This window comes from Methylobacterium sp. Leaf93, assembly GCF_001422345.1.
Taxonomy (GTDB): Bacteria; Pseudomonadota; Alphaproteobacteria; order Rhizobiales; family Beijerinckiaceae; genus Methylobacterium; species Methylobacterium bullatum.
This window is the reverse complement of the sequence record NZ_LMMS01000026.1, coordinates 18,642-31,318: the sequence shown is the minus strand read 5'-3', so window position 1 is coordinate 31,318 and position 12,677 is coordinate 18,642. Positions and strand designations below refer to the sequence as shown.

The following is a 12,677-nucleotide window of genomic DNA, read 5'->3' as shown; positions in this document are numbered from 1 at the left end:
CGTCAAAAGCGCATGCCGGCGCCGTGCTGCTGGCAACAGGCCGCCGGATAGGTTAGTGGCGGGGCACAGATGTCGCTCCCGTGGGCCGAATCCGCGCCGGGGCATCGCATATATTGTTATTGTCTCGAACAGGATCTGACCCCGTGAAGGTGATCGCCTCTACGCTCCGCAAGGGCAACGTCGTCGACAAGGACGGCAAGCTCTACGTCATCTTGACGGTGGAGAACATCCATCCCGGCAAGGGCACTCCCGTGACGCAGCTCGACATGCGCCGCATCACCGACGGGGTGAAGGTGTCCGAGCGCTACCGCACCACCGAATCGGTGGAACGCGCCTTCGTGGAGGACCGCGAGCACACCTTCCTGTACGAGGATGGCGAGGGCTACCACTTCATGAACCCTGAGAACTACGATCAGGTGGCGGTGCCCAAGGACGTCGTCGGCAGCGCCGCGCCTTACCTTCAGGAGGGCATGAAGGTGATGCTGGCCCTGCACAACGATGTGCCGCTCACGATCGAACTGCCCCAGCGCGTCACCCTCGAGATCACCGAGACCGAGCCGGCGATGAAGGGCCAGACGGCCTCTTCCTCCTACAAGCCGGCGATCCTATCCAACGGCGTGCGCACCGCCGTGCCGCCGCATGTGGCTGTGGGCACTCGCGTGGTGATCCTGACGGAAGACGGTTCCTACGTGGAACGCGCCAAAGATTGAGGATCAAGGATCCCCGATCACCGTGGATCCTCGAGGCTCATGTTCATCGAAGGCTTCGGCACCCGCCTCCCTCGTGAGGCGGGTGCCTTTCGTTCAAGACGGACTCACGGCGATACCGCTGGACCATCGGCCGTTTCGTAACAGGATTGGGACAGAGCCTGAGCCTTCGCCCGCTCCTCGACATTGAAACTCCGCCCTTTGATCGCCCACAGATTCTCGCGCTGGAGGGCGTCGGCGACGCAGCGGGCGGCCACTCGGCATGTCTGCGCGTTGCCCCCGGTCGCCTCGCACTGCGTGCGGTAATCCTGACGGAAGGCGGCGAGACCGGCCTTCGAATGCGGACCGGTCACGGTCACGACGCCCGTCAGCAGGGCGAGCAGAAGCGGCTGGTGCACGAGATACACCGCGAGGCTGTGACGCCCGGCCAGCGCCAGCCCCCGCGAGAGGAGCGATCCCGGCCGCCACCGCGACAGGCCACTGCGCATGAAGGCCGGCAGCCCGAGCCGGGCCAGCGCGAGCCCCAGGAGAACCAGCCCGAACCAGGGAAACAGCGGCACGTAATCGTTGGTGCGGGGCGGCAGCATGCCGAGGCCGAGGAAACTCAGGATCGGATCGTCGAAGACGGCGAGGTGATAATCCGGGTTCGCCATGACCGCCGGCGTCGCAAGAACGACGATCCCCACGACCAGTGAGACCACCGGCGAAACCCGCAGGAACGGCACGGCGAGCACGCTCGATACGGCGATGCAGTGCAGGATGCCGAAGAAGATGTAGCTGTCGGGAAAAGCGTAGAATGTCGCCGCCGTGATGAGGAGGGCGGCGATGCCGATCCGCGCGAGCCGTAGGAGGAACGCGCGGGGCCGGAGACCGTCCCGGTTCATCAGGACGAGACCGATGCCGACGAGCACGAGGAACGTGCCGGCGATGAGATGGGCCGCGACCTTGCCCAGCGGCGCCAGGGCGTCGTTCTCCGGCGTGAGCGCCAGATATCCGAGATCCCACGTGGTGTGGTAGGCGGCCATCGCCAGCAGAGCGATGCCGCGCGCTGCGTCGATGAGATCGAACCGCCGGGTCTCGCGGAACCGCGTGGAGGACGATGGCACTTCGGAACCGGCGACGGGGCTCGCCGTCGAAGCGCTCATGCGCCCGGCCTCGGATGGCGGTGCCGTTCGGAGAGGTGCGAGGAGGGCGGGCGGGGCGAAGGCCCGAAACCGGAAGGGAAGGTCTGGATCATCCGCGTTGGCTATCGCCGGTGGTGAGCCCGACGCAAGGGCACCGCCATCGCCGGATCGCCCGTTCGCTCCGGCGCGATGAACAAATGCAAGGCTTCTCCCGAGATGATGGCGACCGATCATGATCGGCCGGAACACGATCCGCACTCCGGCAGAAAGGATCCGCGATAGAGGCCCCGGAGAGGATTCGGCGCCAGTGCCGCGTCCCGGACGGTTTGTTGCGCCCGAGCCGATATGATGAAGAATGTATCAATCGCCGCAGTCGATGTCGGTCAAACAGGCTTCCGCCGGGTTGCGACTTTGTTAATCTATGGTGCGGATCGCGACGCGTGATTCGGTGTGGGTTGCTTACATGTCGGACGATGTCGGATCAGGCCCGCATGGGCTTCACGCCTCGGGGGAATCGGCCAACGGGCGCAGTACCGAGCTCGCCGACGGAGAGGTGCTGCGCCCCCTCGACCTCGTCGAGGTGTCAGGCCGCATCAAGTGGTTCGACGTGTCGAAAGGGTTCGGCTTCATCCTGCCGGACGACGGCTCCGCCGATGTGCTGGTTCACATCACCTGCCTTCGCCGCGATGGACATCAGGCGGCGAGCGAAGGCGCACGGATCGTGGTGGAAGCCACCGAGCGGCCGCGTGGCTGGCAGGCTTTCCGGGTGATATCCCTCGATCAGTCGACGGCCACGCATCCGTCCGAACTCCCCATGCCCCGCACCCATGTGAGCGTGACGGCGACGAGCGGACTCGAGACGGCGGTGGTAAAGTGGTTCAACCGTCTGCGCGGATTCGGCTTCCTGAGCCGTGGCGACGGCTCTCCCGACATCTTCGTCCATATGGAAACGTTGCGTCGCTATGGAATCGCCGAACTGAAGCCAGGCGAGACCGTTCTCGTTCGGTATGGCGACGGTTCGAAGGGCAAGATGGCGGCCGAGGTTCGGCTTCTGGACGGCGCGCTGCCCGCCTCCCACTGACGGAATGACCACGTGACACCGTTCAACGACGCCCGCTCGTTCGCGCCCTTGCGCGCGCTCCTGATCCTCGTCGCTATCCTGGCGGGCCTCGGCGCCGCCACCGCTCAGGAGGTCGCGGCGACGGAGCCTCTGGAAATCGCCAGCAAGGGTACGCGGCACAGCTTTTCCGTCGAGGTGATGCGCGACGACGAATCGCGCTCGCGCGGCCTGATGTTCCGCCGTTCGATGCCGCCCGAGCACGGCATGCTGTTCGACTTCCGGAAAGTCGAACGCGTCGCCATGTGGATGAAGAACACCTACCTGCCCCTCGACATGCTCTTCATCCGGCCCGACGGAAGCATCGCCCGGATCGCTACGAATACCGAGCCCTTGTCGACCAAGGTCATCCCATCGGGCGAACCCGTTCTGGCGGTGCTGGAACTCAATGCCGGCACGACGGCGAAGCTCGGCATCAAGGCGGGCGACCGGGTCGAGCACGCGATGTTCGGATCGCGCTGAACACAGAGTATAGGTCATCCTCGATCGGTGGCCTCACGCGAACGCAGCGGGAACAAGCGTCTTGACGCCCGTTCGGTTTCCCACCAATGTTCACTCATTGTTCCATGAGTGAGTGAGCTTTCGTCAGCGCGCTCCTCGACGATGGCAGGGGAACGCGATGATCGATCTCGAGGCTTCGAGCGAAGAGGCAGTCCTGTTCGAGAACGCCGACTGGCGCGTGATCGCGGATGGTCTGGAGCATCGCGGGACCGGATATTTCATCGCGCGCGACGGTTTGGGTCGGCGCTCCGAGACGGGTCTTTGGGAATGGCCGCTCCATCTCGCGGAGAAGAGCTGGTGCTCCCTGCGCCCCTTCCGTGAAGCGTTCCAGGCGGCCGCCGATCTGTTCGACGTGGTGCGCGACGAGGCACTGGCGCAGTCCTTCGTCACCGGCTTCGGTCTCCGGATGGGGCAGGGCGGTCAGCCCGGCAGCGAAGGCTTCACCAAGCTGGCGGAACTGGTGCGTCCGAAATCCATAGCCCGGCGGCGGCCCGCCGCGACGGATAACCGTCCGTCCCCGAATCGCAATGGTGCCGGTCGCAAGGACGAGGTCGAGACGGTACGCGCGGCCCTGTCCTGACGTGACCTCTCCGGGGGATGCTCTAGTTGTCTGAAGACGCGCCGTATGGCGCCGGGCAGGAGAGCATCCCATGGACGATCACGGGACGGACAAGGACCAGCGGAGCCAGGGACTGGGCGGCCTCGACGGGCTCGTGGTCCCGCCCTTCTCGCGGCGGGGCTTCGTCATGACGAGCCTCATCGCCGGGTTCACCCTGGCCGAGGCGAATGCGCAGGCGCAGGTGGTCACGACGGATTCAGCCGATCTCGTCGCCGGCGAAGTAAAGATTCCGGCGGCCGACGGGCCGATGCCGGGTTATCGGGCAATGCCCGAAGGGGCGGGTCCGTTTCCCCTGATTCTCGTGATCGAAGAGATTTTCGGGGTTCACGAATACATCAAGGACGTCTGCCGCCGTCTGGCCAAGGTCGGCTATTGCGCGGTCGCGCCAGAACTCTACGCGCGGCAAGGCGACCTCTCGACGATGACGGACGTGAAGACGATCGTCCGCGACGTCATCCTGAAGACCCCGGACGCCCAGTGGATCGCGGATCTCGACGCCGCCGCATCCTGGGCCATCGCCGATTCGAAGGCCGATGCGGGTCGGATCGGCACGATGGGATGGTGTCGCGGAGGACGCGGAGCATGGCTCTACGCGGCACACAGACGCGACCTGAAGGCAGCGGTCGCATGGTACGGTCCGCTAGGCGGCGATCGCACGGAGCTTCAGCCTAAAACGGCGGGGGACGTGGCGACCGATCTCCATGCACCGCTCCTCGCGATCTACGGCGGCGCCGATACGGGCATCCCCGTAGCCAGCGTCGAGGACGCCCGCGACCGGGCGAACGCCGCGGGGCGCAGCGTCGAGCTCGTCGTCTTCCCGGAGGCGCCGCACGGGTTTCACGCCGATTACCGGCCGAGCTATCGTAAGGACAGCGCCGAGCAGGGTTGGGCTCGCGCTCTGGCGTTTCTCAAAAGCCACGGGGTCGGGTAAATCGTACGGCATTGCGCCGGCGCGAAGAATGGCTCGGCGGGGCGATCCGGCATCTCCCGCGAGAGCGTTCCCTCTGCTAGAATTGAGAAACCGGCACCTTGATGATGATTTTGCGGCGCGAACCCGCCGAAATTCATGATCCGAGCGCTGGATCGACACATTGACGGGCAGGACTACATAGCGTTGCTGGGATGGCGGCCGATGCGGCCGTCAGCCCTGAAGAGCGTTCCGGACCCATGAGTGCTGTGAATCCATCGGGCGCGAAACCGGTGATCCTCGTCGTCGAGGACGAGCCCGACGAGCGATTTCTCGCGGCCGCTTTACTGGAAGAGACCGGCTTCAGCGTCATCGAGGCGGAAACCGCCGAGCGAGCCTTGGCGATCCTGAACGAGAAGGACGGTGCGGTGAGCGTCGTCTTCTCCGATGTGCGCACCCCCGGTCCCATCGGAGGCTTCGAACTCGCCCGGATCATCGGCGTCACCTGGCCCCGTGTGCGGGTCCTGCTGACCTCCGGCGATGCCGGCGATCAGCCGAGCGATCTGCGGGTTTCTGCGACCTTCATCCCGAAGCCGTGGCGAGCGTCAGATATCCTGGCCTGGGTCGAAGAGGCTTCAGGCCGCACGCACGAGCAAGGGCCGGGCATCGACAGGATCGGCGGCAACACCCCCTGAAGGTCGTTCGGCCGGTAGCCACAATTATCCTAGTTTAAAAGGAAACTTCTTCGGCTCCAGCCGTTGGTCCATGGGTTCATGATTGATGGAACCAGACTGCACGAGCTTCAAATGAGCACCACTGCCACGATGACCATGGCCAATATCAGTCGATCCGGACAATCGTATACCGTCTACTCGGAGTCGAGGATGATGCAGAATGTCGGCGACAATCTGCGCACTCTTTACAGTGAGATCATCGACCATTCCGTGCCCGAGGAATTGCTTCGTCTGGCGAAACTCATCGACGACAGATGCAATCCGGGAGCGGAGACGCGATAAGGGCGATGTCTCTTTTGTCGTGATCCTGATCCTACCATTGGTGCGGCCTGAATGACGCAACCCCTCAGGACTTGGCGAGAGACCGGTATCGCCTGGCCTTCATCGCTGAAAACCTGATATTCCGGACGCGCCCCTCCGGATCGATCTGACGAGCCCGTCATGCGTTTGAAAGCCTGCCTCGTTCTCGGCGCCTCGCTCGTCGTCGCGTCGTTGTGCGAACCGGTCCTCGGCGCGACACCGCCCAATCAGCCCGCCGAAGGCCCAGGCGGGGTCGGAGACCGCTCCGTTTCCATTGTGAAACGGGCGCTCGGGCGACCCAGTGCGGCAACCTTCGTCTTCCACGCGGCCGGCGCGGCACCGGCGGAAGGGCGACCCGTCGTCGTTTTCCTCCACGCCTGGGGTTCGCCCAACCCGCAGCCTTATGGGGCATGGATCGATCACCTCGCCAGAGCCGGGTATCTCGTCGTGTTTCCCCGCTTCCAGGAGATCAACCGGACGAGGCCGGCGGATGCCACCGGCAATGCCGAGAAACTCGTGAAGGCCGCCCTCGCGGATCTCGAGACCGACCCGGATGCCAAGCCCGACCTGAAGCGCGTCGCTTTGATCGGCCACCTCGCGGGCGCACCGATCGCCGCCAACCTCGCCGCCGATGCCGGCGATGCGGGCCTGCCGGTGCCTCGCCTCGTCTTCGCGATCATGCCGGGCGGGATCGCGAGCGATGCCAAATCCCGGGGGGTCGTTTTGCGCGACCTGTCGAAGATCGATCCCGAGACCCTGGTCATCACCGTCATCGGAGACAGGGATGCCCGCGCCGCCGACCTCGCCGCCAGACGCCTCCTGCGCGAAGCGAGTGCCGTCGCGCCCGAGCGCAAGCTCTTCATCCGCGCGCTCTCCGACGATCACGGCTTCCCTTCGCTCACCGCGACATTGACCTCGCCGGGCGCCGTGGACACTGCCTATGATGGGGGTGCCATCAAGCTGCCGCCGGAGCCCCCGAAGGATCCCAAGCAGCCGCCGGCCCCGTTCAAATGGTCGGCCGACATGTCGTTGACCGGCGAACAGACGACGCTGCTGGCTCAGCTCAACAATTCCCGGGCGGACAGCCTCGACTATCTCGCCTACTGGAAGACGTTCGATCTGGCAGCGGCCGCGGCGTTCGGCGGGGATCCGGCGAGCCTCAAGGCCAATCCGCGTCTCAGCGACATGGAGCGCTGGAGCGACGGCTGGCCGGTGAAGCGCCTCGCCGTGGAAACGCCCCGCCCCGCGCGAGTGGCCGCGCCGGTGGCCCCGGTCCCTGCTTCCGTCGCACAGCCCAAGCCGAAGCCCACGCGCCGGCCCTGATCCCAGCCCCTTCGCGCACGATCGGCAGGTCGCCGGGGCTTGCCTTCGCGGCGGCTTCTGCCGAAAGCGGGCCGTTTCCCCCTTACACCGACGATCCGAGCCCGGAAGGTCCCGATGAAGCTGTTCCACTCGCACTTCTCGCCCTTCGCGCGGAAGGTCATGGCCTGCGCTCATGTCCTGGGCATCGTCGACCGTATCGAGTTGCTGCCGAGCGCCGCGCATCCGGTGAAGCGCGACGGCACCATCCTCGCCCATCACCCGATGGCGCAGGTTCCGACACTCCTCGACGATGAGGGCCACGCCTTGGCCGACAGTCGGGTGATCTGCGAATATCTCGACGCCCGCGCCGGGGGAGGGCTGTTCCCCCCGGCCGGCCCCGCCCGTTGGGCGGCGCTCAACGAGCAATCCATCGCCGACGGCATCCTCGATGCGGCCCTGCTGATCCGCTACGAACTCACGGCCCGCGACGCCTCGGAACGCTCCGTCGTCTGGATGGGCGGCCAGGAGGCCAAGATACGAAGCGCACTGGCGGCCCTCGACGACCAGGCGGGAGGCTTTGCCGACCGGGTCGATATCGGGACGATCAGCATCGCCTGCGCCCTCGGATATCTCGATCTGCGCTTCGCCGAGCTCGGCTGGAAGCAGGAGTACCCGGATCTGGCGGCCTGGTTCACGGGCTTTGCCGCCCACCCCGCCATGGAGGCGACGAAGCCGTCGGCGGCCTGAACCGGACATCGCTCGTGGGGAAAGGCTGGCGCGCGCCTTGCTAGTTGAAAATCCGGTTCTCCGGAGGTCGTGCCATGCCCGATTTCGTCGCCGCCCTGATCACCGCCGCCGCCTTCTGCGCCGGCCTCATCCTGCTCAACGTCCTGACGCGCTGGGCGATCCAGGCACAGATCGCGCCGGTAGACCTCGCCGAGAACGGGTTGCTTCAATACGGACTCGCCATCGCCCTCGCCGGAATCACGTGGCGACGGGCCCTCGCGACGCCGCCGGTGCCGAGCAGAAGAGTCCGGACCCGGGTCGCCGGGTAAAACAGGTTGCGTACGGCCCGCCTCGGACGGTGTTTTCTAGAACCAGGGCTGCGTGGTGAAGCTGTAATTCACCTTCACACCGAACGTGTACTGGTTCTGCGATCCGAACTGGCGGCGTACCAGCGGGCTGTCGGCGGATGAACCGACGATGCGGTTATAGCCGACATATCCCGTCGCGGCCCACCGCTCGTCGAACGTGTAGGTCGCAGCGCCCAAGGCGCCGACCGTGACGTAGCTGTCGGGCCGGAACGGGGTCAGCGTCCCGTTGAGCGCCGCCTCGAATGGCTGGACACCGAAATAGCGGCGGGCGAAGCTGGCATCGCCGAAGTTGAAGCGCGGGCCCACCGAGACCTGCCAGCGGTCGAAGGGCTGGATCACGTCCGCGCCGAGCGAGCCCACGAAGCCGTGATGCCCGAAGATCCCATGGCGCAACTCAGCCCGGGCGCGTAGCCATTGCGTGGGGTAATACTCGACGAAGACACCCGGCTCGATGGCGAACTGGGCATCGCGCAGACCGAACAGGTCCCGCCGGTTGTCGCCGTAATAGCGGCCGGGCACGTACTCCGCCGTCAGGCCGGCATTGAAGAGCGGCGAATCGTAGAGCGTAAAGCTGATCCCGTCATCGGGCGACGAGAACCGGCGTGGCGTACCGGCCTTGGCGATGCTGATCGACGGGTAGCCGATGGCGGTATACTCGTTCGACCCCGGAAAACTCGGGGTCGCCTGTACCGTCGCCGTCACCGTCACGACCCAGAGGTTCTGGTCGAGGGCGAGGAAGGTCGGTGGCCGCTGAATCTCCATGAGGTCGGCGGCCCCAGCGCCGCTTACCGCCATGAACGAGCCCGCGAGAGCCAGGGCCGGCATGACGGCAAGCCCCGTCCGTCGAGTAGGGCGCGAGGATGGGTTGGGAAACATCGTGTCCATGAGCGATGTCATAGACACAAATCCCTAACGCATCACGACAAACCCGACGTGACGACAGACCTATGTTGGCACTGTCGGATAGACGCTTCGGCACGACAGGCGCGCCGAAGCGATCTCGAGGCTAGAAGTAGGACTTCAGAGCACCGCGACGGCGCACATCGAGGGTCGCGCAGTGGAACGAGCCGCCGAACGGCCCGTAGGACAGGAACGGCGCCGGGATCGGATCGAAACCCCAATCTTTCAGGGCCTTGATCAAGGTCGGCTGGCTGGCGTCCACGACGATTTTCTTCTCGTCGATGGCGAGCACGTTGATCGAGGTCCAGGGCGAGCACATCGAGATCTTGCTCATGAAGCCCTCGACCGGGTCGGGGCGGGGCGCGATCAGCACGTCCCACTTCTTGAGCACGGCGGGCAGCTTCTCGACGTCGATATAGTCCGGGTTCACCAGCACCTTGCCCGGTGCCAGCGGCATGAAGGACGAGTCGATATGCATCGGCTGCGGGCAGCGGCTCTCGATCTCGTGGACGCGGAAGCCCGAGCCGAGGTGGCGGCGCAGCCACTCGATGCCCATGAGGTTGGTCACGTTGGAGCGGGTGACGAAGAGGTCGCGGCCGCAGCGGACGAAATCGGCCGCGTCGAAGACCGGCTCGAACTCGTTGACCGTGAACTGCATCGGCTCGCCGGCCTTCAGGTTCGGCACGCGGTAATCGTAATTGTAGAGCTCGTCCGTCAATTGCGGCCGGGGCGCCGAGGTCCATCGTGCGCCGTTGCGAAAATATTCCTTGAACAGCGAGCGATAGGCATCGCCCTCGAAATAGCGCGAGCGCCAGCACATCGGGCTCTCGATGATCTCGTCGCCGATGACGAGGTAAGGGTCGCGCGGGCAGGCGACGCAGAAGCCGCGGGACGACCAGCGCGGTGCGTTGTACTTGCGCGAAAAGTCCACCGTATCGGGACGGCGCACCTTCACGCCCTCGCCGGCGAGGATCGTGATGAAGTTGTCGAGCTCGGCCTGGGCGAGCTTCTTCATGAACTTCGGATAGCGGAAGCCCGCGGCGAACCGGTAGAACGGCTGCGCGGCACGCGGCAGGTTGAAGATCACCGTGAGGTGGTGGGACGGAATGGTCGCGCCGTCGAGGCTGCCGACGATCACCTCCTCAAGAGGGTCCCACTCGTTCCATGCCATGACCGGCGATTTCGGGGCGGGGGTGCCGCGATAGTCGGCCGGGGCGGTGTCGTAAGCATCGATCTGCGCGTCGGCGAGCACGGCGTCCCGGGCCGTGGTGAAAGCTTCGCGGTCCATCATTCGTCCCTTGGTCGCGCCTTAAATGCGGCGGTTTCTTCGAGGCTCAGGCCCCATCGCCGCTTTGGCCCGCACTGTGTCTATCGGGTGATAGACAACGAAATCCAAAGCTGCAACTTCCGATGATGCCAACGTTTTCCGGAAGGTTTTTCGTCCGGGGGGTCGGTGAATTTCTCTAAAAAATCGTCCGCGCCGACGGTCGAAGGGGGATCATGAAGCGTCTGACGACATTGGCCCTCATCGTCGGCCTCTGCACGGTTGCAGGCCTGTTCTTGTCCTCGGGACTGGATGATGTCGCCGCCGCTTTGGTGAGCGCCGGCTGGGGCGCCGCCATCGTCGTGGTGGTACGCGCCGTCGCTGTGGGCTGGGCCGGGCTCGGCTGGTTCGCCGTGTTCCCGCGGGCCGACCGCCCGAGCCTGTGGAACTGCGTCTCCCTGCGCTTCGTCCGCGAGGGCATCAACACGCTTCTTCCCGTAGCCACCGTCGGCGGCGATTTCGTCGGCGCCCGACTCCTGGCGCAGCGCGGCGTCTCCGGGGGGCTCGCCGGCGCCAGCATGTTCGTCGACCTGATGACGCAGGCGGTCACCCAGTTCCTCTTCACGGTCGGCGGCGTCGCCCTGCTCGCTTGGCTGCATGGCGACGGCCCCGTAGTGCGCACCGTCGCCGGCGGTCTCGCCATCGCCGCCCCGGCCCTCGGCGCCTTCTTCCTGATCCAGCGTCGCAGCGGCCACCGCATCATTCAGGCCATGCTGAACCGCTTCGCTGCCGCCCGCGAATGGCGGGCGCTCGGCGCGGTTGACGTGCTCTATGACGGCCTGCGCAGACTTTATTCCTCGCCCAAGCGGGTCATCGGCGCCATGGGCGTGCACATGATCGGATGGATCATCGGCGCGGCCGAGGTCTACGTGGCGCTGCATTTCATGGGCTATCCGGTGACCGTGGCCGAGGCCATCGTGATCGAGAGCCTGGCCCAGGCGGTCCGCGGCGCGGCCTTCGCGGTGCCGGGGGCGCTGGGCGCGCAGGAGGGCGGCCTCATCGCCCTCTGCGCGATCTTCGACATCCCCGCCGAGGCAGCCCTGGCGCTCTCCCTGGTGAAGCGCCTGGCCGATCTCATGGTCGGCGTGCCCGGCCTGGTGGCCTGGCACTTCATGGAAGGCAAGACGGGCGCGCCGGACACGGAAGACCGGACGTCTCCGGAGCCGGTATCCGTGGAGCAGGGAACGGTGAAAGCCGGGGGTGACATCGCCCGGGCGGTGAACCTGGACGCTATGCCGGTGTCGCGGGTGCCCGCCAACCTCGTGGGAAACCACACCGTGTTGCGGTCGATGGAGAGCGATATGGGGACGCTGCGGAAATGCGCGTGAGCGGCTTCGCATCGGGGCTCACCGCCTCGACCCTCCTCGCCGTCACCCTCCTGTCGGGAACGGTTGCCCGCGCCGCCGAGGACGCGGCGGTGCAGACCGTGCGCGGGCTCTATGCCAGCTTCGAGGGCGCGCTCAAGGCGCCCGAGACCGACGTGAAGAGCCGGGCGCTCGTCATCGGCCCGGCCCTCGACCAGAGCATGGATTTCGCCACCATGGCGCGGGTCGCCGTGGGTGCGAAGTGGAAGGGCTTCACACCCGAGCAGCAGGGCGCCCTGACGGAAGCCTTCAAACAGTATTTCACCGCGACCTATGCCACCCGCCTGTCCCAGGCTGCCGGCGGCAAGTTCGACATCAAGCCCGAGAGCGAGGCGCGCGGGCAGAACCGCGTGGTCCAGACCGAGGTCGCCAATGCGGATGGCGACGCCTCGCAGATCGATTACCTCGTCGGCTCGGGCAACCGCATCCAGGACGTCTACCTCAACGGCAACGTCAGCGAGATCGCCGCCATGCGCGGCAGCTTCGCCGACCCGCTGAAGGCGGGCGGGGCGGAAAGCCTGCTGAAATTCCTTCGCGATCGGACGGCGGCGATGCTCGCCGCCAAACCAAAGCCTTAGACGCAGGCCAGACGCCCCTCGCCGGGCCTGGCCCAACGATCCCACCCGTGCCGTCTTCCCGACCCAGCGGCACCCTCATCCAAACCGTGACCGAGCTTCGCCCATC

The 12,677-nt window shown here is 65.9% G+C and carries 15 protein-coding genes; 12 read left to right on the top strand and 3 right to left on the bottom strand.

The window, feature by feature from the left end; translation table 11 throughout:
- Positions 1-143: 143 nt before the first annotated feature.
- Positions 144-710 (top strand): elongation factor P, encoded by a 567-nt coding sequence (efp, locus tag ASF26_RS13855; protein ID WP_056255017.1) that lies wholly within the window; start codon positions 144-146, stop codon positions 708-710.
- A gap of 104 nt (positions 711-814) precedes the next feature.
- On the opposite strand, the gene ASF26_RS13850 is transcribed toward efp, so the two are convergent.
- Positions 815-1,813 carry a heparan-alpha-glucosaminide N-acetyltransferase gene (locus tag ASF26_RS13850; RefSeq protein WP_056255777.1) on the bottom strand — a complete coding sequence of 333 codons (999 nt, stop codon included), beginning with the start codon at positions 1,811-1,813 and terminating at the stop codon, positions 815-817.
- 481 nt (positions 1,814-2,294) lie between these two features.
- Here ASF26_RS13850 and ASF26_RS13845 point away from each other — a divergent pair, with 481 nt between their 5' ends.
- The 9 genes from ASF26_RS13845 (at position 2,295) to ASF26_RS13805 (ending at position 8,366) form a co-directional block, all read left to right on the top strand.
- On the top strand, positions 2,295-2,912 hold the full coding sequence (locus ASF26_RS13845) for a cold-shock protein (RefSeq protein ID WP_056255015.1): 618 nt from the start codon (positions 2,295-2,297) through the stop codon (positions 2,910-2,912).
- 12 nt (positions 2,913-2,924) lie between these two features.
- Complete coding sequence (locus tag ASF26_RS13840) at positions 2,925-3,410, top strand: DUF192 domain-containing protein (protein WP_056255013.1); 486 nt, start codon at positions 2,925-2,927, stop codon at positions 3,408-3,410.
- Between the two features lie 157 nt (positions 3,411-3,567).
- On the top strand, positions 3,568-4,029 hold the full coding sequence (locus tag ASF26_RS13835; protein WP_056255010.1) for a hypothetical protein: 462 nt from the start codon (positions 3,568-3,570) through the stop codon (positions 4,027-4,029).
- Between the two features lie 70 nt (positions 4,030-4,099).
- On the top strand, positions 4,100-4,999 hold the full coding sequence (locus tag ASF26_RS13830; protein WP_056255007.1) for a dienelactone hydrolase family protein: 900 nt from the start codon (positions 4,100-4,102) through the stop codon (positions 4,997-4,999).
- 236 nt (positions 5,000-5,235) lie between these two features.
- On the top strand, positions 5,236-5,670 hold the full coding sequence (locus ASF26_RS13825) for a response regulator (protein WP_056255776.1): 435 nt from the start codon (positions 5,236-5,238) through the stop codon (positions 5,668-5,670).
- A 111-nt stretch (positions 5,671-5,781) separates the two neighbouring features.
- Entirely contained in the window at positions 5,782-5,991 is a 210-nt protein-coding gene (locus ASF26_RS13820) for a hypothetical protein (protein ID WP_244475936.1), read from the top strand.
- Between the two features lie 159 nt (positions 5,992-6,150).
- Positions 6,151-7,332: a hypothetical protein gene (locus ASF26_RS13815; RefSeq protein ID WP_056255000.1), complete on the top strand. Its 1,182-nt coding sequence runs from the start codon at positions 6,151-6,153 to the stop codon at positions 7,330-7,332.
- A 114-nt stretch (positions 7,333-7,446) separates the two neighbouring features.
- A complete protein-coding gene (locus ASF26_RS13810; RefSeq protein WP_056254996.1) occupies positions 7,447-8,058 on the top strand; it encodes a glutathione S-transferase family protein in 612 nt (203 codons plus the stop codon).
- A 74-nt stretch (positions 8,059-8,132) separates the two neighbouring features.
- Positions 8,133-8,366 (top strand): hypothetical protein, encoded by a 234-nt coding sequence (locus tag ASF26_RS13805; protein ID WP_056254993.1) that lies wholly within the window; start codon positions 8,133-8,135, stop codon positions 8,364-8,366.
- Positions 8,367-8,402: 36 nt separating this feature from the next.
- On the opposite strand, the gene ASF26_RS13800 is transcribed toward ASF26_RS13805, so the two are convergent.
- Together ASF26_RS13800 and ASF26_RS13795 are read right to left on the bottom strand one after the other, a co-directional pair.
- Positions 8,403-9,230 carry a MipA/OmpV family protein gene (locus ASF26_RS13800; RefSeq protein WP_056254989.1) on the bottom strand — a complete coding sequence of 276 codons (828 nt, stop codon included), beginning with the start codon at positions 9,228-9,230 and terminating at the stop codon, positions 8,403-8,405.
- Positions 9,231-9,411: 181 nt separating this feature from the next.
- On the bottom strand, positions 9,412-10,593 hold the full coding sequence (locus tag ASF26_RS13795; protein ID WP_056146623.1) for a hypothetical protein: 1,182 nt from the start codon (positions 10,591-10,593) through the stop codon (positions 9,412-9,414).
- A gap of 212 nt (positions 10,594-10,805) precedes the next feature.
- On the opposite strand from ASF26_RS13795, the gene ASF26_RS13790 reads away from it, so the two are divergent.
- Entirely contained in the window at positions 10,806-11,957 is a 1,152-nt protein-coding gene (locus ASF26_RS13790) for a flippase-like domain-containing protein (RefSeq protein ID WP_056254986.1), read from the top strand.
- The gene (locus tag ASF26_RS13785; RefSeq protein WP_056254983.1) at positions 11,948-12,571 is read left to right on the top strand and encodes an ABC transporter substrate-binding protein; all 624 of its coding nucleotides are present in this window, start codon (positions 11,948-11,950) and stop codon (positions 12,569-12,571) included. Before ASF26_RS13790 ends, ASF26_RS13785 begins: the two co-directional genes overlap by 10 nt.
- The last annotated feature ends 106 nt before the right edge of the window (positions 12,572-12,677 follow it).